The organism is Pseudomonas orientalis (assembly GCF_002934065.1).
Classification (GTDB): Bacteria; Pseudomonadota; Gammaproteobacteria; order Pseudomonadales; family Pseudomonadaceae; genus Aquipseudomonas; species Aquipseudomonas orientalis_A.
The window spans coordinates 1928390-1952382 of the sequence record NZ_CP018049.1 but is presented as its reverse complement, the minus strand read 5'-3'; the positions used below and the strand labels follow the sequence as shown (position 1 = coordinate 1952382).

Annotated in this window: 18 protein-coding genes; 5 read left to right on the top strand and 13 right to left on the bottom strand. The window is 58.4% G+C overall.

Going from position 1 to position 23993, the window contains the following annotated elements; translation table 11 throughout:
- Positions 1-56: 56 nt before the first annotated feature.
- Together fabA and fabB are read left to right on the top strand one after the other, a co-directional pair.
- Positions 57-572, top strand: a complete 516-nt coding sequence (fabA, locus tag BOP93_RS08875; protein WP_003210552.1) for a 3-hydroxyacyl-[acyl-carrier-protein] dehydratase FabA — start codon at positions 57-59, stop codon at positions 570-572.
- A gap of 11 nt (positions 573-583) precedes the next feature.
- The gene (gene fabB / locus BOP93_RS08870) at positions 584-1804 is read left to right on the top strand and encodes a beta-ketoacyl-ACP synthase I (RefSeq protein ID WP_104502303.1); all 1221 of its coding nucleotides are present in this window, start codon (positions 584-586) and stop codon (positions 1802-1804) included.
- Positions 1805-2425: 621 nt separating this feature from the next.
- On the opposite strand, the gene BOP93_RS08860 is transcribed toward fabB, so the two are convergent.
- Positions 2426-3418, bottom strand: a complete 993-nt coding sequence (locus BOP93_RS08860; protein WP_430758790.1) for an amidohydrolase family protein — start codon at positions 3416-3418, stop codon at positions 2426-2428.
- Positions 3419-3588: 170 nt separating this feature from the next.
- On the opposite strand from BOP93_RS08860, the gene BOP93_RS08855 reads away from it, so the two are divergent.
- Complete coding sequence (locus BOP93_RS08855) at positions 3589-4005, top strand: OsmC family protein (protein ID WP_104505257.1); 417 nt, start codon at positions 3589-3591, stop codon at positions 4003-4005.
- A gap of 191 nt (positions 4006-4196) precedes the next feature.
- On the opposite strand, the gene BOP93_RS08850 is transcribed toward BOP93_RS08855, so the two are convergent.
- The 4 genes from BOP93_RS08850 to BOP93_RS08835 form a co-directional block, all read right to left on the bottom strand.
- Positions 4197-4925, bottom strand: a complete 729-nt coding sequence (locus tag BOP93_RS08850) for a dienelactone hydrolase family protein (protein ID WP_104505256.1) — start codon at positions 4923-4925, stop codon at positions 4197-4199.
- 183 nt (positions 4926-5108) lie between these two features.
- Positions 5109-7013, bottom strand: a complete 1905-nt coding sequence (gene htpG / locus BOP93_RS08845; protein WP_104505255.1) for a molecular chaperone HtpG — start codon at positions 7011-7013, stop codon at positions 5109-5111.
- Positions 7014-7088: 75 nt separating this feature from the next.
- Positions 7089-7553, bottom strand: a complete 465-nt coding sequence (locus BOP93_RS08840) for a PaaI family thioesterase (protein WP_104502301.1) — start codon at positions 7551-7553, stop codon at positions 7089-7091.
- Positions 7550-8026, bottom strand: a complete 477-nt coding sequence (locus tag BOP93_RS08835; protein WP_104502300.1) for a PaaI family thioesterase — start codon at positions 8024-8026, stop codon at positions 7550-7552. The genes BOP93_RS08840 and BOP93_RS08835 overlap by 4 nt, the downstream gene beginning before the upstream one ends.
- Before the next feature lie 155 nt (positions 8027-8181).
- Between BOP93_RS08835 and BOP93_RS08830 the strand changes: the two genes are divergently transcribed.
- Positions 8182-8439, top strand: coding sequence for a hypothetical protein (locus tag BOP93_RS08830; protein WP_057722672.1), 258 nt, complete (start codon positions 8182-8184; stop codon positions 8437-8439).
- Positions 8440-8523: 84 nt separating this feature from the next.
- On the opposite strand, the gene BOP93_RS08825 is transcribed toward BOP93_RS08830, so the two are convergent.
- A complete protein-coding gene (locus BOP93_RS08825; protein ID WP_104502299.1) occupies positions 8524-9264 on the bottom strand; it encodes a DUF599 domain-containing protein in 741 nt (246 codons plus the stop codon).
- Between the two features lie 297 nt (positions 9265-9561).
- Between BOP93_RS08825 and BOP93_RS08820 the strand changes: the two genes are divergently transcribed.
- On the top strand, positions 9562-13299 hold the full coding sequence (locus BOP93_RS08820) for a dermonecrotic toxin domain-containing protein (RefSeq protein WP_157943487.1): 3738 nt from the start codon (positions 9562-9564) through the stop codon (positions 13297-13299).
- A gap of 92 nt (positions 13300-13391) precedes the next feature.
- Here the strand turns inward: BOP93_RS08820 and brnQ are convergent, their stop codons facing one another.
- The 7 genes from brnQ to BOP93_RS08785 all read right to left on the bottom strand — a co-directional run bounded on the left by brnQ (position 13392) and on the right by BOP93_RS08785 (position 23990).
- Positions 13392-14705, bottom strand: coding sequence for a branched-chain amino acid transport system II carrier protein (gene brnQ, locus BOP93_RS08815; RefSeq protein ID WP_104502297.1), 1314 nt, complete (start codon positions 14703-14705; stop codon positions 13392-13394).
- A gap of 434 nt (positions 14706-15139) precedes the next feature.
- Complete coding sequence (gene sucD / locus BOP93_RS08810; RefSeq protein WP_065884237.1) at positions 15140-16021, bottom strand: succinate--CoA ligase subunit alpha; 882 nt, start codon at positions 16019-16021, stop codon at positions 15140-15142.
- A complete protein-coding gene (gene sucC / locus BOP93_RS08805; protein WP_003190011.1) occupies positions 16021-17187 on the bottom strand; it encodes an ADP-forming succinate--CoA ligase subunit beta in 1167 nt (388 codons plus the stop codon). Before sucC ends, sucD begins: the two co-directional genes overlap by 1 nt.
- A gap of 204 nt (positions 17188-17391) precedes the next feature.
- Positions 17392-18828, bottom strand: coding sequence for a dihydrolipoyl dehydrogenase (lpdA, locus tag BOP93_RS08800; protein ID WP_104502296.1), 1437 nt, complete (start codon positions 18826-18828; stop codon positions 17392-17394).
- Between the two features lie 99 nt (positions 18829-18927).
- On the bottom strand, positions 18928-20148 hold the full coding sequence (gene odhB / locus BOP93_RS08795; RefSeq protein ID WP_104502295.1) for a 2-oxoglutarate dehydrogenase complex dihydrolipoyllysine-residue succinyltransferase: 1221 nt from the start codon (positions 20146-20148) through the stop codon (positions 18928-18930).
- Between the two features lie 44 nt (positions 20149-20192).
- Positions 20193-23024, bottom strand: coding sequence for a 2-oxoglutarate dehydrogenase E1 component (locus BOP93_RS08790; protein ID WP_104502294.1), 2832 nt, complete (start codon positions 23022-23024; stop codon positions 20193-20195).
- A gap of 261 nt (positions 23025-23285) precedes the next feature.
- Positions 23286-23990: a succinate dehydrogenase iron-sulfur subunit gene (locus BOP93_RS08785; protein WP_003172807.1), complete on the bottom strand. Its 705-nt coding sequence runs from the start codon at positions 23988-23990 to the stop codon at positions 23286-23288.
- Between the last annotated feature and the right edge of the window lie 3 nt (positions 23991-23993).

Genomic DNA, 23993 nt, shown 5'->3' with positions numbered 1-23993 from the left:
ATCCGGTTCGGGAAGATTTGCCCTGCCCTGCCGCATGGGATTATTGAGGAGCTCGCATGACCAAACAAAACGCCTTTACTCGGGAAGACCTGCTGCGCTGCAGTCGCGGTGAGCTGTTCGGCCCAGGTAACGCGCAACTGCCCGCCCCGAACATGCTGATGGTGGATCGCATCACCCATATCAGCGAAGAAGGTGGCAAGTACGGCAAAGGTGAATTGGTCGCCGAGCTGGATATCACCCCTGACCTGTGGTTCTTCGCCTGCCATTTCGAAGGCGACCCGGTGATGCCGGGCTGCCTGGGCCTCGATGCCATGTGGCAACTGGTCGGCTTCTACCTGGGCTGGCAAGGCCTGCCGGGTCGCGGTCGGGCCCTGGGTTCGGGCGAAGTGAAGTTCTTTGGCCAGGTCCTGCCGACCGCCAAGAAAGTCACCTACAACATTCAAATCAAGCGCGTCCTCAAGGGCAAGCTGAACCTGGCCATTGCCGACGGTTCGGTGACTGTCGACGGTCGCGAGATCTATACTGCCGAAGGCCTTCGGGTCGGCGTATTCACTTCCACTGACAACTTTTAAGGGTTATCCGCATGCGCCGCGTCGTTATCACTGGTCTGGGCATCGTTTCTTGCCTGGGCAATGACAAAGAGACCGTCACCGCTAACCTGCGTGCAAGTCGCCCTGGCATCCGCTTCAACCCGGAATATGCCGAAATGGGTCTGCGTAGCCAGGTTTCCGGCTCCATTGACCTGCCCCTCGAAGAACTGATTGATCGCAAGATCTATCGCTTCGTCGGCCACGCTGCCGCCTATGCCTACCTGGCCATGAAAGACGCGATCGCCGACTCCGGCCTGAGCGACGACCAGGTGTCTAACGTACGTACCGGCCTGATCGCCGGCTCCGGCGGCGCATCCACCCTGAACCAGATGGAAGCGCTGGACATCCTGCGTGAAAAAGGCGTGAAACGTGTCGGCCCGTACCGTGTCACGCGGACCATGGGCAGCACCGTTTCGGCTTGCCTGGCCACGCCGTTCGCGATCAAGGGTGTGAACTACTCGATCTCCTCCGCCTGCGCCACCAGCGCCCATTGCATCGGGACTGCCGTTGAGCAGATCCAGTTGGGCAAGCAGGACATCGTATTCGCCGGCGGCGGTGAAGAAGAACACTGGAGCCAGTCGTTCCTGTTCGACGCCATGGGCGCGCTGTCCACCCAGTACAACGAAACCCCGGAGAAGGCCTCCCGGGCCTACGACGCCAAGCGTGACGGTTTCGTCATCGCCGGCGGTGGCGGCATGGTGGTGGTCGAGGAGCTGGAACACGCTCTGGCCCGTGGCGCGAAGATCTACGCGGAAATCGTTGGCTACGGCGCGACGTCCGACGGCTACGACATGGTTGCGCCAAGCGGTGAAGGCGCCATCCGTTGCATGCAGATGGCCATGTCCACCGTCGATACCCCGATCGACTACCTGAACACCCACGGCACTTCGACTCCGGTTGGCGATGCCAAGGAGATGGAAGGCGTGCGTGCGGTATTCGGTGACAACGCGCCGAAAATCAGCTCCACCAAGAGCCTGTCGGGTCACTCCCTGGGTGCCGCCGGCGTTCACGAAGCGATCTACTGCCTGCTGATGATGCAAGGCAACTTCATGGCCGGCTCGGCCAACATCGACGAGATCGACCCGGTCGTCGCCGATATGCCGATCCTGACCAAGACCGTTGAAGATGTGAAAATCGACACTGTGATGAGCAACAGCTTCGGCTTTGGTGGCACTAATGCCACCCTGGTGCTGAAACGCTGGCAGGGTAAGTAAGGCCTGACGCTTGACCGATGAAAAGCCCCGACTGGTTCGGGGCTTTTTTATGGGCGATTGAATGAGACCGAGTCACGTGCATCGGGGCAAGTGAGTCGCCCCTCTCACATTTGACCGAGTTGGCCCAAAGAATGCGGTCGAATGTGGGAGGGGGCTTGCCCCCGATGGCGGCCTCCGGGCCGACCAGGATACCGGATCAGACCGAGTACATATCCGTTTCTGCGGTAACGGCTGCTATGGGTTCCGCCCTTAAGGCGGCTCACTTTTGAAAAGCCGGAATGCCGGCCCAGTCAAAAGTAAGCAAAACGCTCTTGCCCCACCACTCGGCACCTCGCCTAGGCTCGGTGTGCCCGAACGCAGGCTTGAATCCGTGGGCCGCCGCAATGGGCCATCCCTGGCCCAGTACGGCTAACCCGGCGTCCTGCCGGGTTACCCACGGATTCAAGCCTGCGTTCGGCCAGCGTGGTTTAACGGCGCGCCTGAGATCAAAAGCAGATCAAGATCAAGATCAAGATCAAGGGCGGCTCGCTTCGCATCGCGGTTACCGTTGGCCGCTACACAGTTGTGAAGATACCTATGCGCGATAGGATCACCTCAATTACGCAACACCAAAACCCGACCTCAATGCGCGCCCTCATTGCGGGTCGACTTGGGCAGGATGGCCAGAAAGTTATCCCGCGCGACCTTGTGGGCGACGTCTTCAGGTAATGCGTCGAGGAAAGGGTCAAAACCGCGCATTTCCTTACCCAGCTTGTTGAAACGCCCTACCACGTCAGAGCCCAGCATGAAGCGATCAGGGAAGCGCTCCACCAGTTTGACCCACTCCGGCCTGGGCTTGCCCGCATCATCCAGCAAGTAGGGCGTGAGCACGCTCCAGGACAGGTCGATATACAGGTTGGGATAAGCCTCGAGCAGGCGGCTCAGGGTAGGCAGCAGGAAATCCATTTGCACCTGATGGCGGTGAATCTCCTTGCTGGTACCGGCGTGGGCCCAGATGAAGCGTGTGTGCGGGTGGTTGCGCAACGGCTGCTCGACTTCGGCCAGGTACAACGGGTTGCGCTCGCGCTTGGAGGTGATGTTGGAGTGCAGCATCACCGGCAGGTCGTTCTCCGCCGCCAAGTGATAGATGCGCGTCATGGCCTCGTTGTTGGCGCGTGGCGTATCACCCGAGGTCAGCGCGGTGAGATCGTCGTGGCGGGTAAACACTTCGCCAATGCCCTGCCACAGCCCTGGGTTGAGGTCGAGCATGCGCTGGATGTGGGCGGCAGAGTTTTTGTCGTTGGGGTTGAAACCGGCCAGGAACGGATGAAAGTGCTGGAGCTGTTCCGGGCCGAGCTTATTGACCGCAGCGGCGACGATCACATCGGTGGCGCTGTACCAGTAGGCATCGGCATCGTCGCCTGCGTAATAGCGTGGGCGCTTGGGTTCGTCCTCGTGCCATTTTTTGGCCACGGGAATACCGGAAATCATCACATGCTCGACGCGATTTTCCGCCATGGCCTTGAGCAGCTTGTCCATGCCCGCGGTTTCCTGGAAAAAGTCCACGTAATGCAGGTGGGCGTCGCTGTAGGCATAGTCGCGGGCCTGCACGGCAAGACTGCTGGCGGCGAGCATCAGGGCAAAACTCACACGGGTCCAGAGCACGGTGATACCTCGATAGGGACTGATAGGAGTAGACCCTGCGCCGCGCACCAGGGTTCAGCAGGGACAAAAACCTGGAACACCCAGGTGCCGGCATGTTCTATTACTGCAAGACCGTCATCCACAGCCTTGTGAGGTTCGCCATGCCTGTTACCGTCAATACGTTGAACGCTGACAACTTCCGTCACAGCGTTAATATCAACAACCACGAGCTGTTTACCGACCTGCCCAAGAGCCTGGGCGGTGACGACTCCGCCCCCTCTCCTCACGACTATTTCGATGCCGCGCTGGCGTCGTGCAAAGCCTTGACCGTCAGGCTTTACGCGCAGAAGAAGGACATTCCGCTCACCGGTGTAACAGTAGAAGTGACCCATGACGCCGCCGAAGAGCAAAAAGGTAAATATACGCTCAACGTCAAGTTGACCCTCAAGGGCGTGCTGACCGACGCTCAGCGTGATGAGCTGCACCGCGTCGCCGACAAGTGCCCGGTGCACAAACTGATGACCACCGCCGAAGTCAGCATTGAGACAACACTTTCGGAAGGCGCCTTCAGCCAATAACGCCAACTTCCGGTCGAGCAGGCGCGGCAGCGATGGGCGGCTGGGGATTGGCTCACTGTGCAGGGGGAGTCAGAAAGAATTGAGTTGCCTGCGAAATAGCCATCGGGGGCAAGCCCCCTCCCACATTGTGAAGACATCCAAAATGTGGGAGGGGGCATGCCCCCGATGAGGCCCGAAAGAGCGCTGAAATATCAGCCCTTGAACACTTCATCCAGCAAGTTATGCATCGACTGGAACGCCCGTGCAGCAGTCCTGGCGTCGTACATCATCTTGCCTGGCACATTGGCATGGGGATCAGTGAAGGAATGCACCGCGCCACCGTAGCTGAGCAACTGCCAATCCACACCCGCTGCGTTCATTTCATCTTCGAACGCCGGCAGTTGTTCTTTCGGTACCAGCGGGTCGGAGGCGCCATGCAGCACCAGCACTGAACCCTTGATGTTCTTCGCCTCCGCCGGGTTCGGCGTGTCGAGCGTGCCGTGGAACGAAATAGCCGCCTTCACCGGCGCACCGGTACGGGCCAATTCCAGGGAGCAGCAGCCGCCGAAGCAGAAACCGAAGGTCGCCAGTTTAGACGTATCAACCGCTGCCTCGGTCTGGCCTTGCAGTTGTTCAAAGGCCGCTTGCATACGCTTGTTCAACAACGGCCGATCATTCTTTAACGGCATCATTGCCGCGCCGGCTTCATCGCCATTGGTCGGCCGCACAGTTTGCCCATACAAGTCGGCAATCAGCACCACATAGCCTTTGCTGGCGACGGTCTTGGCGATCTCTTCGGCCCCCGCGCTAACGCCCATCCAGTTCGGTGCCATCAGCAGCCCCGGCAACGGGCCCTTGTGGCTGGCGTCGAACGCCAGGCGGCTTTCATAAGACTGGCCATCAACCTGATAGACCACGGAACGTACTGTGACTTGGCTCATCATTTTCTCCAGTTGAAGTACACGCAGAAGCAGTAATGCAACGGTAGGAGCGAGCTTGCTCGCGAAAAACTTCAGGGCACCGCGTTGATTCAGAATATGCGCGTTATCGTTGACGTTTTTCGCGAGCAAGCTCGCTCCTACAAACGAAAAAACCCGCCGAAGCGGGTTTTTTCTACAACGGTGTTAAACCGACAGTTCCACCAACAGCTTGTTCAGTCGGCGCACATAAGCGGCCGGGTCCTTGAGGCTGTCGCCAGCGGCCAGGGCCGCCTGGTCAAAGAGGATGTGCGACAGGTCGCCAAAGCGCTCCTCGTTCTGCTCACCGTCGAGCTTCTCGATCAGCGGGTGAGCCGGGTTGAATTCGAAGATCGGCTTGGAATCCGGCACCTTCTGGCCGCTGGCTTCAAGGATCTGACGCATCTGCATGCCCAGGTCCTGCTCGCCAATGGCCAGGATCGCCGGAGAGTCGGTCAGGCGATGGGAAACCCGCACTTCGCTGACCGCCTCACCCAGGGATGCCTTGATCCGCTCAACCAGGCCTTCCTTGGACTTGGCGACTTCCTCGGCGGCTTTCTTGTCTTCCTCGGAGTCCAGGTTACCCAGGTCCAGGTCGCCGCGTGCCACGTCCACAAAGGATTTGCCGTCGAACTCGGTGAGGTAGCTCATCAGCCACTCATCGATACGGTCGGTCAGCAGCAGGACCTCGATGCCTTTCTTGCGGAAGACTTCCAGGTGCGGGCTGTTCTTGACCTGAGCGTAGGTTTCGCCGGTGAGGTAGTAGATCTTGTCTTGACCTTCCTTGGCGCGTGCCAGGTAGTCGGCCAGCGACACAACCTGTTCGCCGTCTTCACCTTGAGTCGAAGCAAAACGCAGCAGGCCGGCAATTTTTTCCTTGTTGGCAAAATCTTCCGCCGGGCCTTCTTTCATGACCTGGCCGAAGTTTTTCCAGAAGCCCTGGTATTTCTCAGGCTCGTTCTTCGCCAGTTTTTCCAGCATGTCGAGTACGCGCTTGGTCAGCGCCGACTTCATGGAATCGATGATCGGGTCTTTCTGCAGGATCTCCCGCGATACGTTCAGCGACAAGTCGTTGGAGTCGACCACACCCTTGATGAAACGCAAGTACAGGGGCAGGAAAGATTCCGCCTGGTCCATCACGAACACACGTTGTACGTAAAGCTTCAGGCCCTTCGGCGCTTCGCGCTGGTACAGGTCGAACGGCACACGAGCCGGCACGTAGAGCAAGGAGCTGTATTCCAGCTTGCCTTCGACCTTGTTGTGACTCCAGCTCAGCGGGTTTTCGTAGTCGTGACCGATGTGCTTGTAGAACTCCTGGTATTCCTCGTCCTTGATCTCGGTACGCGGACGGGTCCACAGAGCGCTGGCGCGGTTGACGGTTTCCCATTCCTCGGCCGGCGGCTCTTCGCCTTCGGCAGCCGCTTGTTCTTTCGGCAGCTCAATCGGCAAGGCGATGTGGTCGGAGTATTTCTTGATGATGTTGCGCAGGCGCCAGCCATCGGCGAATTCTTCTTCGCCCTGCTTGAGGTGCAGCACGATACGGGTGCCACGGTCAGGCTTGTCGAGGGTGGCGATTTCAAACTCACCCTCACCTTTGGAAGCCCAGTGCACGCCTTCGCTGGCGTCGAGGCCGGCACGGCGGCTGAATACTTCAACCTTGTCAGCCACGATGAAAGCCGAATAGAAGCCCACACCGAATTGGCCGATCAGGTGAGAATCTTTTTTCTGGTCGCCCGACAGGTTCTTCATGAAATCTGCGGTGCCGGATTTGGCGATGGTGCCCAAGTGGGTGATCGCGTCCTCACGGCTCATGCCGATACCGTTGTCTTCGAGGGTGACGGTCTTGGCGTCTTTGTCGTAGCTCACACGGATTTTCAGTTCGGCGCCACCTTCCAGCCACTCAGGCTTGGACAGGGCTTCGAAACGTAATTTGTCGACAGCGTCAGAGGCGTTCGAGATCAATTCGCGAAGGAAAATTTCCTTGTTGGAATACAGCGAATGGATCATGAGGTGCAGCAGTTGCTTCACCTCGGTCTGGAAGCCCAGGGTTTCCTTTTGAGTTTCCACACTCATGGTCATCAAACTCCAATTGGATGGCAGTGGCCGCGCCCGAAAGGGTTGGCGGCGGGTTGTCATCAAAGTTGGGGGCTAAGACCGGGATTTCAAGAGCGGCAATTCCTCGATCTTGAAATGGGCGCGAGCGGTGGCAATCGGCTCGGTGGGGGTGGTTTGCCAAGCGGTGATCGCCACATTGGCCACGCGCCGCCCCTGCCGGCACACCTGACAGGTGGCGTAGGTGTCGCGAAACTGGCCGGCGCGCAGGTAATCCAGGGAAAAATCGATGATTTTCGGCAGGCCCGGGACGCCGGTGAAGACGAGCAGGTGCAATGCCGCCGACAGCTCCATGAAGCCGGCGATCACCCCACCATGCAACGCCGGTAATATAGGGTTACCAATGTTGTCCCGGCTGGCCGGCAGGCGAAACAACAATTCGTCCCCTGAGCGTGTGCATTCGACCCCGATCAGCTTTGCGTAGGGCACCAGATCGAGCAGTGCCGCGTAATCGCCGCGCTCAAGGGCTTGCTCCAGGCGCGTCTTGAATCGATGGGTCATGCCTGTTCTCCCCTGATCGCGCCGCCCAGTCCCTGGGTGCCCTTGAGTCGCTTGCCCATGCGCATGAATGTGCCCACCACATGGGCAATGGGCTGCTGCGGGTCGTCCTGGTAGGCAAAGCCGCGAGTGAAGATCACATCGGTGGTGACCCGGTAGCACTGGGCGAAGCCATGCACCGGCTTATGCGGTTCGGCGGGATGCATATAGTCGATGCGCAAATCCAGGGTCGGGCAGACCTCGAACTCGGGCAGTACGCACAAAGTGGCCATGCCGCAGGCGGTGTCCATCAATGACGTCAGCGCGCCACCGTGGATGATGCCGGTACGGGGATCACCGACGATATGCGCGCCATAGGGCATCACCAAAGTCATGCCCTGCTCTGTCGCGGCATGGACCGTAATTCCCAGTACATGGCAGTGGCGAAGCGCCGAAACAAAGCGGGTAGCTCGGTCTAACAAAGGGCTTTCAGTCATGTTTTTTAAATTCTTATTAGTCTGGGTCGGCCGGATAGGTAATAATTTGGAAAGTTCCTGGCGAAAAGCTTTATATATCTGTGGAACACAAGGAACTAATGCTGGCCCCATGAGTTCGAAAGGCCAGTAGATATCTTCAATAAGGAGAAACACCCATGCGCAAGACATTAGCTATTTCCATGATGCTGGCCGCTGCCCTCGGTCTGGCTGCCTGCGACAAGAAATCCGAAGACAAAGCCCAAGACGCCGCCGCACATTCTGAGCAAGCTCAGCAAGACATGGCGAAAGCACAGGATAAAGTGAACGACGCTGCGAAAGAAAACGCCGATGCTGCCAAAGCTCAGGCTGAATCGAACGCTGCCGCCGCCAAAGAAGCTGCACCTGCCGCCCCTGCAGAGCCTGCCAAGCAGTAATTGCAGGATGTAGTGCTGTCGTGCTGCAAAAGATAGCCCGCTTATAGAGCGGGCTTTTCTTTGCCTGCAGTTTTACCCGGGCCTTTAAGTCACGCTGTCTTTTGCAGGATCCGGGGCTTGCATATTCGTCGGCGTATACACCATCACCTGCAAAACGTCAGAGTGAAACTCACGGCGGTAAAGCACCAGCACCACCCCGCTGCTCATCAACATGAACAACCAGGGGCTGACGAACCAGGCCAGCATGGTCATGCCGAAATAATACGCCCGCAGGCCAAAATTGAACTGGTTGGCCGCCATCGAAATAACCCGCGCCGCGCGCAAGGCAAATGCATTGCGCTCCTGCTCAGATACATGCCGCTCACCAATCATCGGTGCCGAGCCCACCAGCACCGCGGCGAAGTTGTACTGGCGCATGCACCAGCTGAAGGTGAAAAAGGCGTAGACAAACACCAGCGCCAGGCACAGCAACTTGATCTCCGACATCCCCTGGGAGGCCTGCTGTACCAAGGGGATATCCGCCAGCAATGACACCGCTCGCTCCGAGGCACCCAGCACCGTCAGGATGCCGGCGAGGATGATCAACGTGCTGGAGGCGAAGAACGAGGCGTTACGCTCCAGGTTACCGATCACACTGGCGTCGGCGATGCGGTTATCGCGCAGCAGCATGCGGCGCATCCAGTCTTCGCGGTACAGGTGCAACACGCTGGCCAGGCAGGCGGTGTCACGGGCTTTCCAAGTAGCATAGCGGGTATAGCCGCCCCAGCAGATAACAAACCAGAGTGCGGCTAGAAGGTGGATCAGGTTGGTTTCGACGAACGACATGCGGGTCCTTCTAAAGGTGAATTCCGTGCATCCCAGTGGGATCATCAGCGAGCCTATGACGGCGGCTCCCGTTCTACCGTCACTGCAACAGGGCCTGCGGTGTCCTGAAAGATCTGGAACAAATATCAAAAACCCGACCGCACTGCCTGTTCTTTATGACAATTCCTGTTTCACGATGTACACAAGCTCGGCCTGGGAACCAGCAGGACGCCTTTTATCACTTAGTTAAGCCCTGGCACGAAGCCCCGGTCACTCATTCTCAGACAGAAGGAACTACTCTCTATTCGTAGGACTTCCATGCACTCGACTTCTCTCTCCCCCCGCCAGACACCCGCGCCACAAGAAACCCAACTGTCCGTCAGTACAGCTTCTGAATCGAGGACACCACAAGTAGCTTTATCGAGTCACAATCAGCCCAGGCCGCTCGGATTAGCCCCCGATGATCGGATAAAGCTTGAGGTAAGCGGCATAACGCCGGTCGCCGCCGATACGACGGGAGCAGACCCAGTCGCTGCGCAACTCCAATTGATTGAGCTGCATCAGACATACAACCGCAAGATTACTGATTTGCTCAGTCACCAGATGACGCTCCAACGCTTCATCCAGGCTCAGTTGACAAAAGCCTTTCCCCAGCTCAAGCCAATCGACCCCGATGTCATCCTCGTCAACACCTATCGAACTCAACCGCCGGCAGAGCCCGTGTTGATTTCTACACAAACCTTATCGCAGGCATTGATCAATAAGGTCGCGCAAATCCACGTGAACGCCGTCACGGGTTCGCCTAACGCTGAAGAACACGGTGCCGACACGCAAATCGTCTTTTACAATAACGGACCTGCAGGGGGGCCCCAGAACACGCTGGAGCATCAGGGCTCCCTGCTGACGCTTGCACAAAATATCGCAACCCGCTTCCCCGAGGCGCTCAGTAGCTACTGGAACAGATCTCCCGAGGGCCCCTTCAAACAGCCATCACGCCTGGCCCAATTACTCGGCCTGCACCGGCAAATGCTCTCTACCGAGGCAGCGTTACGGTTTGAAGACGGCACCCTCAGCGAGACGGGCAAAAAGCTGATCGATACCGCTTTTCAGTACCCGACCCTCGAGGTACGCGAACGCGAACTTTCCGCTGGGGACCGTCCCGGGGTGTATCCCATCCGAATAGATGACAACTCCGCCAACGGTGCCCTTTTAGCCGGTTGCTTTCTTATCACCCGCAGTGACGGGTCGTCGGCCGAGGCGCCTTATACCGCCAGTGACACCAGAAGCATCGGACTGGATGACACCACTGGACCTGTGGTGCTGTATACCCCCGGAGAAGGTTTTGAGGAGTTCGCGAGCGCCGGCGACGCCCGCGAAGAACTGATGCAGAGGATCAATAACGGCGGCGAGAAGGCCAACCAACTACTCAAAAGTTTGCCGGTGTCGGTAGAACACAGTCGCGCCCCTCAATGGGGCGATGACTTACTGCTGGGGTTCGCTCCCGTCACCGGCGACGTCGTGGCGCAGACCCTTTCCCAGTTGTTGCAGCGCCAGGCGGACGAGGTCAATGACGCCATGCAGTACGGCTTCGCCGAAGCGCAGACTGCCACGCAATCCGCTCGTACACCCTCGCTGCTTTCTGCCGAAACTGTCGCATCCGTCAATGATGCGGCGGATCTTTCACTGCATTTCGACGGCAGTAACGCTCTGCTCGCACGCAATGAACAGCTGAACAACAAGCTGCAGCCGCAATGGCTCAAGGAACTGACCCTCGAACAAGAAACGACCTACAGGGAACTGGACGAAGCGGAACACAAAAGCCTTGCGCACTTGCAACCATTATTGAGAAGCATCCCTTCCCTGAACACTTTCGCCAAACAGTTACTGGCCCAGGCGTTGAAAGTCAAACTGCAGGACCGCTACCCGAATGCGCAAATAGACCCTGACAACGTGATGGTTCAGATAACAACACAGCCGCCGGGCAATAGCGGCTTGTCAGGCACCCAAAACGCCCCAAAGCCGAAGATCGACAACACGTCGCTGACCGAAATGGCCCTAATGAACACAGCGCCATGGAAGGATAACTCGCTGACGAGCACCTGGACCGCTCGGGTGGTCGATGCCAACGCAAACTACCTGCTGACATTGGATAAAACCTTCCTTGAGGAGCTGATCAGTCAAACCGATGTGGGCGGCCAATACCTTAATCTACTGGATGAAAAACTCAGCCCCACCGCCACTTCCGACGAAGCTAGAGCGCTACCCAACGCCTGGAAAGAACTTCAAAAGGCAAGGATGGCCAAGGACGCGTTCATCACCAGCCTGGATCCCGACGCCTACCTGAACAAGCAAAAGATCGCCGAACAGTGGATCAAAGCAACACTTGAGCATGACGATTCCACCACCTGGCCAATGGTGAAGGGTGCGTCTATCGTCTCGCACAGCGTGGCCGTGGACGGCAAACCCGTCCAAGGCATGCTGGTCATCAAACCGACCAACCACCCCTCCCTTGTCCTGTACAGCCCGGATGCTCCCGACGGACGCCCTTTCAGAGAGATTGTGGACGAGGATCAACTTAACGAGCTGCTCAACACTGCCCAGTGGAAAACCTACATGGACCAACGGATATCACCGGCTGATCGGTATGGTATTTACGACGACCTGTTTTTGCCTGGGATCAGCAGATGGCTCAAGGCATTCGCAGCCGATCATGAAGCGGGCATCAGGCTAAAGCCAATCAAAGGGAGCACCAGTGACAGCCTATACATGCAGGAGCTGGAGTTGCTCAGAGCAAGAGCCCTGGTTCAGATGACCACCAGCGCAGATGTATCGGCCCGTTCCACGGTCAACAAGCTGATGTTCGCCGCAGATATGTCCCAACTGTTGCTGAGCCTGAGCGCGGTCAACCCCGGTATTTCAGCCCTCACCAGAGTCTCCAAGGCTACGTTAAGGGCCTTGCGTGCATCCGGACGAAGCCTGCCCAGGCTCCTCACCCAACCGGGGCAATGGGGCGCGGTGTACACCGACTTCGCCATGGCCGCGTCGGGTATTCCTTTACTCAGAAGGACCCGGTTGCGCCCGGTATTCAGAGCCCCTGCGCACACGCCCCAACAGCGCCTGGCAATCTCGCCAGCTACTGCTGGTGCCCCAAGCCATCACCTCGCGCCGGTTCCGGTTACGTTATCGGAGGGCCTCCCCTCACGCATCCCGATCCAATCGCCAACCGCGGCCCACACTGTACAGACGTTAAACCGTGGGGATCTCTGCGCTCATGCGCTGGATAATCAGCTACTGGCAGCGATCCCCGTGCGCGCCACTGGGCCGCAGCAGATTGCCGGCAAATGGCTGATTCGTTACACCGATAACTCAGGGATCAACAGGCCCTATGAGGTAAGCCCGGCATTTAAATTCGAATCGGGGTATGTAAACGTTGTAAATCCGCAGACGGGACAACGAGTGGCCACGCTGCTGAGCAAAGGGAATGGCGAGTGGGCACCCATCGGTTTGCCGGGAGGGCTCAAGCTACCGGACCAGCTAAGGAAAATCATTGGACGCTCTGCTGTGCCCGTGCCTGCAACGTCGGTGGAAATGGGTATGTCGAAAACTATCCAGGGAGGCGAATCCACCCTATCCACTCGCGGCCTCTCGGACTGTTCAGCGCTCGCTGTGTTGTCAGGCTGGAATGGCAAAACCTACAACACCCGTACACTGATGCACTTGCAGGGCAGCAATCTGGAAGCCCCCTTGAACGGCCGCAAGGGCTTTGATGCAGTAAGAGAACTACAAGCCTCATTGAAAAGCGGTGACAAAGTAATACTGGTCGGCGGATCCCTTTCTGAATCCAAAATCGGCCTGGCAACAACCTTGAGCCAAACAGACAGCAGTGGCCGGCAACCGCTGCTGGATTTGATCAGCACCGAGGGAGTGTCCTTCGAAATGGCCGGGGCCTCGGGTGTTGATGTTATGGCTGATGGTAGCTACACGTTGGTTGAAGGAGGCGCCGGCACGGTGGATGACGCGATGAAGAAGTGGATCATTGACTTCGCCAAAGACTAGGGCCGGCAACAGGCGACTGTTCTGCCCTGAATAAAAATGCCCCGTATCGGCTGATACGGGGCATTCCTGGTTACAGCGTACGAACAAAAATCTTAAGCGATGGCTTCGCTACGCTTACCGAGCACGCGGTCAACCACGACAGCGACCACCAGCATCATCACCGACGGCACCAGCCACGCCAGGCCTTGCTCGCTCAGCGGCAGATGCATCAACTGCGCTGGCATCCAATCCGCCAGGCCCGCCCCCTTGAGTGCATCAATGCAACCAAAGATGAATGACACCAGCATCACCGGACCGACGATACGCCCCTGTTCCTGCCAGAAATCCTTACAGAAGCTCAACGCCACCAACACGATGCACGGCGGGTAGATCGCAGTAAGCACCGGAATGGAGAACGCGATCAGCTTGGTCAGGCCCAGGTTGGACACAAACAGCGAGAACAGCGCCAGGATCACTACCAGGGTCTTGTAGGACAGCGGCAGGATTTTGCTGAAGTACTCGGCACAGGCACAGGTCAGGCCCACGGCGGTCACCAGGCACGCCAGGGAGATCAGCACAGCGAGGAAGCCGCTGCCCAGGGAACCGAAGGTATGTTGTACATACGCATGCAGCACCGCAGCACCGTTACTGGCACCAGCGGCCACCGCATGGCTGCCTGAACCCAGACGGAACAGGCTGACATACACCAGCGCCAGGCCCACACCGGCAATCAGCCCGGCAATGATCGCGTAACGCGTGATCAGCTTGGGCGACTCAACGCCACGGGAGCGAATCGCGTTGACGATGACGATGCCAAATACCAGCGCGCCGAGGGTATCCATGGTCAGGTAGCCATTGATAAAGCCCTGGGAGAACGGCGCAGCGACGTATTCCGGCGTGGCGACACCGACCTCACCGGCCGGCAAGGCAAACGCGGCAACGCCGAGGATGGCCAACGCGATGATCTTAAGCGGCGCGAGAAAACGGCCGACGGTATCCAACAGTCGACCCGGATACAGGGAGACAAAGAACACCACCAGGAAGTACACCGAACTGTAGAGGAACAGCGCCAGCGGGCTTTCCCCGGTCAGCGGCGCCAGGCCCACTTCGAACGAGACGGTGGCCGTGCGCGGCGTGGCGAACAGCGGCCCTACCGCCAGGTACGCCGCCGCCGCCAGCAGGCCACCGGCGATCTTGCCGATCGGGCTGCTCAACGCATCCATGCCGCCGCCGACCTTGGCCAACGCGATCACGGTGACGACCGGCAGGCCGACTGCCGTAATCAGGAACCCCAGGGCCGCCATCCACACATGAGGCCCGGACTGCAAACCAACGATAGGCGGGAAGATGATGTTGCCGGCGCCCACGAACAGGGCAAACGTCATAAAGCCCAACGCCAGGATATCCTGGCTTTTCAACACTTTCATTTTGAGGAAATACCACACTACTGAATCGGAATTTAGAGGGGGATTCCCTGTGGATGAGGGAAATACTGCCGGCCCTTATAGAGGCCGACCGGTCTGGCGCGCAGCTTCCTTTTGGGATACGGGCGCATAAAGAGGCGGCTAGAGTACAGAATTAGACTGACAAACGCACTGTTGCGGGGCGTACTGTCCGATAAGCGACATTCAAATGTCGCGTTTTCATACTTAATCTGACAATGCAATCAAATGTGGGAGGGGGCTTGCCCCCGATAGCGGTGGTTCAGTCACATCATCATGACCGACACCCCGCTATCGGGGGCAAGCCCCCTCCCACATTTGGATCTCTACCAACCTCAGATACGTTGCTGAGCCCAGAATGCACAAAGGCCACCCGAAGGTGGCCTTTGTGGGGGTGAAGCGTCAGCTAAGCGCGAGGCTTACTTGACGGCCCAACCGGTCAGCTCGGCCAGGGCCTTGCCGATGTCTGCCAGCGAACGCACGGTTTTCACACCTGCGTCTTGCAGCGCAGCGAATTTCTCGTCTGCAGTGCCCTTACCGCCGGAGATGATTGCGCCAGCATGGCCCATGCGCTTGCCCGCAGGGGCAGTCACACCAGCGATGTAGGACACAACCGGCTTGGTCACGTGTGCCTTGATGTAGGCAGCCGCCTCTTCTTCAGCCGAACCGCCGATCTCGCCGATCATCACGATAGCCTCGGTCTTCGGGTCTTCCTGGAACAGCTTCAGGATGTCGATGAAGTTGGAGCCCGGGATCGGGTCACCGCCGATGCCGACGCAAGTCGACTGACCGAAACCGGCGTCAGTGGTCTGCTTCACAGCCTCGTAGGTCAGGGTGCCGGAACGGGAAACGATACCGACTTTACCTGGCAAGTGAATGTGACCCGGCATGATGCCGATCTTGCATTCGCCTGGGGTGATCACGCCTGGGCAGTTAGGGCCGATCAGGGTAATACCCAGTTCGTCGCACTTAACCTTGGCGTCCAGCATGTCCAGGGTAGGAATGCCTTCGGTGATGCACACGATCAGCTTGATGCCGCCAAAGGCCGCTTCCAGGATCGAGTCCTTGCAGAAAGGTGCTGGAACGTAGATCACGCTGGCGGTGGCGCCAGTGGCTTCTACTGCTTCTTTCACGGTGTTGAACACTGGCAGGCCCAGGTGTTCGGTGCCGCCTTTGCCCGGCGTTACGCCGCCAACCATCTGGGTGCCGTACTCGATGGCTTGCTGGGTGTGGAAACTACCTTGCGAACCGGTAATACCCTGGCAGATAACTTTGGTGTCTTTATTGATCAGGACGCTCATTACTTGCCCTCCGCAGCTTTGACAACTTGTTGAGCAGCGTCGGTCAGGCTGGTAGCCGCGATGATGTTCAAACCGCTTTCTGCCAGTACTTTAGCGCCCAGTTCAGCGTTGTTACCTTCAAGGCGAACAACAACCGGGATTTTAACGCCGACTTCTTTCACTGCACCGATGATGCCTTCGGCAATCATGTCGCAACGAACGATGCCGCCGAAGATGTTGACCAGTACTGCTGCGACGTTGGAGTCGGACAGGATGATCTTGAACGCTTCGGTTACGCGTTCCTTGGTAGCGCCACCGCCTACGTCGAGGAAGTTGGCTGGCTTGCCGCCATGCAGGTTGACGATGTCCATGGTACCCATGGCCAGGCCGGCACCGTTGACCATGCAGCCGATGTTACCTTCCAGCGCTACGTAGTTCAGTTCGAACTTGGCAGCGTGCGCTTCGCGCGGATCGTCTTGCGACGGATCGTGGAAAGTCTTCAGCTTTGGCTGACGGTACATGGCGTTGGCGTCGATGTTGATCTTGGCGTCGAGGCAGTGCAGATCGCCATCAGCCTTGATCACCAGCGGGTTCACTTCCAGCAGGGCCAGATCGTGATCCTGGAACAGTTTGGCCAGACCGACGAAGATCTTGGCGAACTGGGCAACTTGCTTGCCTTCCAGACCCAGCTGGAAAGCCAGCTCGCGACCCTGGAATGGCTGAGCGCCAACCAGTGGATCGATAGTGGCCTTCAGAATTTTTTCTGGGGTTTCGTGAGCGATCTTCTCGATGTCCACGCCACCTTCGGTGGACGCCATGAACACGATGCGACGGCTCGAACGGTCAACGACAGCGCCCAGGTACAGCTCTTTAGCGATATCAGTGCACGATTCAACCAGGATCTTGGTGACTGGCTGGCCATTGGCATCAGTCTGGTAAGTCACCAGACGCTTGCCCAGCCACTGCTGTGCGAAGGCCTTGGCGTCTTCTTTGCTGCGAACCAGCTTGACGCCGCCCGCTTTACCGCGACCACCGGCGTGGACCTGGGCTTTGACAACCCACTCGCTGCCGCCGATTTTGTCGCAAGCTTCTGCTGCTGCTTCCGGGGTGTCTACTGCGTAGCCCTTGGAAACTGGCAGGCCGTATTCAGCGAACAGCTGCTTACCCTGATACTCGTGAAGATTCATGCTTTTTACCGTCTTCGTTAGGTACTGCGCATTCGGCGCTGCGCTCATTATGAGTGCCGCGCCACCTGTGACTGCTGCTTGCGCAACCTGCGGGGCTTATGGCCCGTAAAGCTGCACAAGGCTGCGTCCAGCGGATATTCCGCGGTGAGTCTTGCGCGCAAGGCTCACGACGGGCAACTCCGCCGTGGTTTCTTATTATCTCGCTTAGCGCTTCTTGCGGTTGGCGATGTGGATGGCGCCGCCATTCACTGCCAACGCTGCTTCGTGCAACGCTTCGGACAGGGTCGGATGGGAGAAGACCATCATGCCCAGGTCCTCGGCACTGGTGCCGAATTCCATACCGATAGCGCCTTGCTGAACCAGTTCTGCAGCGCTTGGACCAATCACGTGGACGCCCAATACGCGGTCAGTCTTGGCATCAGCGATGACTTTGACAAAACCACCGGTGTCGTTGGCTGCCATGGCACGGCCAGAAGCGGCGAACGGGAAGGTGCCGACGTTAACTTCAACGCCTTCAGCTTTCAACTGCTGTTCGTTCTTGCCGACCCATGCAATTTCCGGGTGGGTGTAGATAACCGATGGAATCAGGTCGTAGTTCATCTGGGTTTTGTGACCCTTGATGCGCTCGACCACCATGATGCCTTCTTCGGAAGCCTTGTGGGCCAGCATCATGCCACGAACCACGTCGCCGATCGCATAAACGCCCGGTACGGTGGTTGCGCAATGATCGTCAACGTGGATGAAACCACGCTCATCGATGCTCACGCCGCTGTCGGAGGCCAGCAGATCGGTGGTCACGGGGCGACGACCGACGGCTACGATCAGCTTGTCGAAGGTGATGGTTTGCTCGCCTTCCTTGTCGGTGTAGGTCACGACAACTTCTTCGCCGTTGACTTTGGAACCGGTAACGCGCGCGCCCAGCTTGATGTCCAGACCCTGTTTGGTCAGGGTCTTGTAGGCTTCCTTGGACACGGCGGTGTCGGCGGCCAGCAGGAAGGTGTCCAGGGCTTCGAGCACGGTCACTTGCGAACCCAGGCGGGACCATACCGAACCCAGCTCCAGGCCGATGACGCCGGCGCCGATCACACCCAGGCGCTTGGGCACGGCCTGGAATTCCAGGGCGCCGGTCGAATCGACGATCACGTTCTGATCGACTGGAGCCGGTGGAATGTCGATTGGACGCGAACCGGGTGCCAGGATCACGTTTTCGGCTTCGATGACTTCAACCGAGCCGTCCGGCTTGGTGATTTCAAGTTTCTTGCCGGCCAGCAGCTTGCCGTGGCCTTGCAGGGAAGTCACGCCATTGGCCTTGAACAAGGTGGCAACGCCGGAAGTCAGGCCTTTGACGATGTTGGCTTTACGGCCGACCATCGCGGGCACGTCCATGGTCACGCCGGCATGGTTGATACCGTGGATCGCGAAACCATCCTGGGCTTCGTGGAATTTCCAGGAGCTGTCCAGCAGCGCCTTGGAAGGAATGCAACCGACGTTCAGGCAGGTACCGCCCAGCGCCAGTTTGCCTTCCTTGTCGGTGTATTTTTCGATGCAAGCAGTCGAGAGGCCCAGTTGTGCAGCCTTGATGGCGGCAACATAGCCGCCAGGGCCTGCACCAATCACTACAACGTCAAATTTCTGTGTCATGAAAATAGATCCTCTATTTGCGACAAGCTTCTAGCCCCAAGCTGCAAGCCAAGCTGCTTTTTCCTACAGCTTGTAGCTCGCAACCTGGGGCTGCTTCAATCAGATATCCAGCAGCAGGCGAGCCGGGTCTTCCAGCAGGTTCTTGATGGTCACCAGGAACGTCACGGCTTCTTTACCATCGATCAGGCGGTGATCGTAAGACAGCGCCAGGTACATCATTGGGCGGATCACGACCTGGCCGTTGATGGCCATTGGACGCTGGATGATGTTGTGCATGCCCAGGATCGCGGCTTGCGGTGGGTTGACGATCGGCGTCGACATCATCGAACCGAAGGTACCACCGTTGGTGATGGTGAACGTACCGCCGGTCATCTCGTCGATGGTCAGCTTGCCGTCACGGGCTTTCTTGCCGAAGCCGGCGATGCCGCCTTCGATTTCGGCCAGGCTCATCAGCTCGGCGTTACGCAGCACCGGAACCACCAGGCCACGGTCGCTGGACACGGCAACGCCGATGTCTGCATAGCCATGGTAGACGATGTCGGCGCCGTCGATGGAAGCATTGACTGCAGGGAAGCGTTTCAGCGCTTCGGTGGCCGCTTTCACGAAGAACGACATGAAGCCCAGGCGCACGCCGTTGTGGGACTTCTCGAACAGATCCTTATACTTCGAACGCAGGGCCATGACTTCGGTCATGTCGACTTCGTTGAAGGTGGTCAGCATCGCCATGTTCGACTGAGCTTCAACCAGGCGCTTGGCCACAGTGGCACGTACACGAGTCATCGGCACGCGCTTCTCGGTGCGATCGCCAGCGGCAAACACAGGCGCAGCGGCAGCAGGCGCAGCTGGCTTGGCAGGTGCGGCAGCCGGAGCGTTTTTCTTGGCTTCAACTGCGGCAACCACGTCTTCCTTGGTCACGCGGCCGTCTTTGCCGGTGCCCTTGATGGAAGCCAGGTTGATGCCGTTTTCTTCAGCCAGCTGACGCGCAGCCGGTGCAGCGATTGGGTCTTCGCCACCTGCAGCCGGTGCGGCGGCAGGTGCGGAAGCGGCAGCCGGTGCAGCGGCGGCGGCAGGAGCAGCAGCGCTGCCCTCTTCGATCGAGCCCAATACCTGGTTCGACAGGACGGTAGCGCCCTCTTCGGCCACGATTGCGCCCAGCACGCCGTCGGCTTCGGCAAGCACTTCCAGCACGACTTTGTCAGTCTCGATGTCGACGATCAGGTCGTCACGCTTGACGGCCTCGCCTGGTTTCTTGTGCCAGGTGGCAACGGTGCCATCGGCAACCGATTCCGGGAATGACGGGGCTTTGATTTCGATAGCCATTATCTGTAGGTCCTTAAAATTCGGTTTCAGTCAGCGCGAAGGCGTTAAACAGTGAAAGCAGCTTGCAGCAGTTTTTCCTGCTGCTCGGCGTGCATCGACGCATAACCACAGGCAGGTGCAGCAGACGCATCACGACCGGCGTACTCCAGGCCCAGGGCCCTGTTGTGGTTGCCGATGCTGCGACGCAGATGATGCTGGCTGCTGTACCAGGCGCCCTGGTTCATCGGTTCTTCCTGACACCACACCACATTGGTGAGGTTGGTGTAAGGCGCGATGATCTCCATGAGGTCATCTTCCGGGAACGGGTAAAGCTGCTCGATACGCACAATGGCGATGTCTTCGCGGCCTTCGGCGCGGCGTTTTTCCAGCAGATCGTAATAAACCTTGCCGCTGCACAGGATCAGGCGAGTGACCTTGGCGGCGTCCAGCGTATCGATTTCCGGAATAACGGTCTGGAACGAACCTTCGGCCAGATCTTCCAGGGTCGAAACGGCCAGTTTGTGACGCAACAGCGATTTCGGAGTCAGCACGACCAGTGGCTTGCGCAGCGGACGGATCACCTGGCGACGCAGCAAGTGGTAGATCTGCGCCGGGGTCGTCGGCACGCACACCTGAATGTTGTGCTCGGCGCACAGCTGCAGGTAACGCTCCAGACGGGCCGAGGAGTGCTCGGGGCCCTGACCTTCATAACCGTGTGGCAGCAGCATGGTCAGACCGCACAGACGGCCCCACTTGTGCTCACCGCTGGTGATGAACTGGTCGATAACCACCTGGGCACCGTTGGCGAAGTCGCCGAACTGGGCTTCCCAGATCACCAGCGCGTTAGGCGTGGTGGTGGAATAGCCGTATTCGAACGCCAGCACGGCTTCTTCGGACAGGAACGAATCGTACAGGTCGAAACGTGGCTGGCCTTCGTACAGGTTCTGCAACGGGATGTAGGTGCCCGCGTCTTTCTGGTTGTGCAATACGGCATGACGGTGCGAGAACGTACCGCGGCCGATGTCCTGGCCGGTCATGCGGATCGGGTGACCTTCGAACGCCAGGGTCGCGTACGCCATGGTTTCGGCGTAACCCCAGTTGATCGGCAGGCCGCCGGCTTGCATCTTCTGACGGTCTTCGTAGATCTTCGCAACCTGGCGCTGAACCACAAACCCTTCAGGGATTTCCAGCAACTTGGCAGACAACTCCTGCAACGTCTTCAAGTCGAAGCTGGTGTCATGGCGCGCAGTCCAGGTGTGGCCCAGGTACGGGCGCCAGTCAACGAACAGCTCTTTGTTCGGTTCCTTGACCAGGCTTTTCACCACATGCAGGCCGTTATCCAGCGCATTGCGGTATTCGTCGATCTTCGCCTGGACACGCGCGTCATCCAGCACGCCGGCCTTGGTCAGGCTTTCGGCGTACAGCTCACGGGTGGTGCGCTGCTTGGTGATCTGCTGGTACATCAACGGCTGGGTGCCGCTTGGCTCGTCCGCTTCGTTGTGACCGCGACGGCGGTAGCACACCAGGTCGATGACCACGTCACGCTTGAACTGCATGCGGTAGTCGACAGCCAGTTGGGTCACGAACAGTACGGCTTCCGGATCATCGCCATTCACGTGCAGGATCGGCGCCTGGATCATCTTGGCAACGTCGGTGGCGTACTCGGTGGAGCGCGCATCCAGCGGGTTGCTGATGGTGAAGCCAACCTGATTGTTGATGACGATATGAACCGTGCCGCCGGTCTTGAAGCCGCGGGTCTGCGACATCTGGAACGTTTCCAGGACCACGCCTTGACCGGCGAATGCCGCGTCACCGTGGATGGAAATCGGCAGGACCTTCTCGCCGGTTGCGTCGTTACGACGATCCTGGCGCGCACGCACCGACCCCTCGACCACCGGGGAAACGATTTCCAGGTGGGATGGGTTGAATGCCATGGCCAGGTGAACTTCACCGCCGGTGGTCATCACGTTGGACGAGAAGCCCTGGTGATATTTAACGTCACCGGAACCCAGCTCGACCTTCTTCTTGCCTTCGAACTCGTCGAACAGCTCGCGCGGGTTCTTGCCGAAGGTGTTGACCAATACGTTCAGACGACCACGGTGAGCCATGCCGATCACGACTTCCTTGGTGCCGTAGGAACCGGAACGCTGGATCAGTTCGTCGAGCATCGGAATCAGGCTTTCGCCGCCTTCCAGGCCGAAACGCTTGGTGCCCGGGTATTTGGTACCCAGGTATTTTTCGAGACCTTCAGCGGCGGTCACGCGCTCAAGCAGGTGGCTGCGCACATCGGCGGACAATACCGGACGACCACGCACGCCTTCCAGGCGATGCTGGAACCACTGGCGCTGCTCGGAATCGGTGATGTGCGTGAATTCAGCGCCGATGGTGCGGCAATATGTCTGCTGCAACGCTTCGTGAATTTCGCGTAGGCTCGCTTCCTCTTTGCCGATGAACAGGTCGCCGGCACGGAAGGTCGTATCAAGATCGGCATTGGTCAAGCCGTAATGATTGATCGACAGGTCAGCAGGTGCAGGACGCTGCCAGAGCCCCAGCGGGTCAAGCTGGGCCGCCTGGTGGCCGCGCATCCGGTAAGCCTGGATCAGTCGCAGTACTTCAACTTGCTTCTTCTCGTGCTCACTGCTCACGCTGCCGGCGGAAACCGGTTGGGCGCGGCGCTGGTTCTTTGCCAGCAGCACGAAATGATCGCGAATCGCAGCATGCGATACATCGGTGGCAGCGTTGCCGTCTGAAGACAACGTCTGAAATTTGGTGCGCCATTCTTCTGGCACAGCGTTAGGGTCGTGCAGGTAGAGCTCATAAAGCTCTTCCACATAGGCAGCGTTACCACCTGAAAGATAGCCGCTGTTCCACATGCGCTGCATCACGCTTTCTTGCATGCTTGGTCACCCTCGATTTGGGGACACCACCGGCGAAAACACCGAGTTTGCTTGCAAAAGGCCAAGTGCAGCGACCAGAACAAGCCACTAGGATCACGCTGATAGTTCGGGTACCAACCCGAATGCCCCTGCTTGTCTCATTTCTTCAAAATAAGAGCCGCGGCTTTGTAAGTCGCTGCTCAAGTTAAAACTACGGCGCCGGTTGAAGCCTGCGCCGCAGCATTTACGGGCACAACGGTCCTGCTTTTACTGCAACGTCAGTTACACGCCGCTCTGCAGCAGCATGTTACGGATGTGACCAATGGCCTTAGTCGGGTTCAGGCCTTTGGGACATACGTTGACGCAGTTCATGATCCCGCGGCAGCGGAATACGCTGAACGGGTCATCCAGTGAAGCCAGACGCTCGGACGTCTTGGTGTCACGGCTGTCTGCCAGGAAGCGGTAGGCTTGCAGCAGCGCAGCCGGGCCCAGGAACTTGTCCGGGTTCCACCAGAAGGACGGGCACGACGTCGAGCAGCAAGCGCACAGGATGCACTCGTACAGACCGTCGAGTTTTTCGCGCTCTTCCGGGGACTGCAGACGCTCGATGGCCGGAGCCGGCGTGTCGTTCTGCAGGAACGGCTTAACTTTCTCGTATTGCTTGTAGAAGATGCTCATATCGACGACCAGGTCACGGATAACCGGCAAACCTGGCAGTGGACGAACGATCAGCTTGTTGCCCTTGACCACGGCCGACAGCGGCGTGATGCACGCCAGGCCGTTTTTGCCGTTGATGTTCATGCCGTCGGAACCGCACACACCTTCACGGCAAGAGCGACGATAGGAGAAACCTTCGTCCTGCTCTTTGATCAGTGCCAAAACATCCAGCACCATCAGGTCTTTACCGCCGGTATCGACCTGGAATTCCTGCATGAACGGCGCGGCGTCCTGATCAGGGTTGTAGCGATAAACACTGACTTTCAACATGGC

Bases quoted from the DNA above. Each gene is read 5' to 3' on its own strand.
- fabA (WP_003210552.1), top strand. From the start codon at position 57: ATGACCAAACAAAACGCCTTTACTCGGGAAGACCTGCTGCGCTGCAGT.
- fabB (WP_104502303.1), top strand. From the start codon at position 584: ATGCGCCGCGTCGTTATCACTGGTCTGGGCATCGTTTCTTGCCTGGGC.
- BOP93_RS08860 (WP_430758790.1), bottom strand. From the start codon at position 3,418: ATGCTCGCCGCCAGCAGTCTTGCCGTGCAGGCCCGCGACTATGCCTAC.
- BOP93_RS08855 (WP_104505257.1), top strand. From the start codon at position 3,589: ATGCCTGTTACCGTCAATACGTTGAACGCTGACAACTTCCGTCACAGC.
- BOP93_RS08850 (WP_104505256.1), bottom strand. From the start codon at position 4,925: ATGAGCCAAGTCACAGTACGTTCCGTGGTCTATCAGGTTGATGGCCAG.
- htpG (WP_104505255.1), bottom strand. From the start codon at position 7,013: ATGAGTGTGGAAACTCAAAAGGAAACCCTGGGCTTCCAGACCGAGGTG.
- BOP93_RS08840 (WP_104502301.1), bottom strand. From the start codon at position 7,553: ATGACCCATCGATTCAAGACGCGCCTGGAGCAAGCCCTTGAGCGCGGC.
- BOP93_RS08835 (WP_104502300.1), bottom strand. From the start codon at position 8,026: ATGACTGAAAGCCCTTTGTTAGACCGAGCTACCCGCTTTGTTTCGGCG.
- BOP93_RS08830 (WP_057722672.1), top strand. From the start codon at position 8,182: ATGCGCAAGACATTAGCTATTTCCATGATGCTGGCCGCTGCCCTCGGT.
- BOP93_RS08825 (WP_104502299.1), bottom strand. From the start codon at position 9,264: ATGTCGTTCGTCGAAACCAACCTGATCCACCTTCTAGCCGCACTCTGG.
- BOP93_RS08820 (WP_157943487.1), top strand. From the start codon at position 9,562: ATGCACTCGACTTCTCTCTCCCCCCGCCAGACACCCGCGCCACAAGAA.
- brnQ (WP_104502297.1), bottom strand. From the start codon at position 14,705: ATGAAAGTGTTGAAAAGCCAGGATATCCTGGCGTTGGGCTTTATGACG.
- sucD (WP_065884237.1), bottom strand. From the start codon at position 16,021: ATGAGCGTCCTGATCAATAAAGACACCAAAGTTATCTGCCAGGGTATT.
- sucC (WP_003190011.1), bottom strand. From the start codon at position 17,187: ATGAATCTTCACGAGTATCAGGGTAAGCAGCTGTTCGCTGAATACGGC.
- lpdA (WP_104502296.1), bottom strand. From the start codon at position 18,828: ATGACACAGAAATTTGACGTTGTAGTGATTGGTGCAGGCCCTGGCGGC.
- odhB (WP_104502295.1), bottom strand. From the start codon at position 20,148: ATGGCTATCGAAATCAAAGCCCCGTCATTCCCGGAATCGGTTGCCGAT.
- BOP93_RS08790 (WP_104502294.1), bottom strand. From the start codon at position 23,024: ATGCAAGAAAGCGTGATGCAGCGCATGTGGAACAGCGGCTATCTTTCA.
- BOP93_RS08785 (WP_003172807.1), bottom strand. From the start codon at position 23,990: ATGTTGAAAGTCAGTGTTTATCGCTACAACCCTGATCAGGACGCCGCG.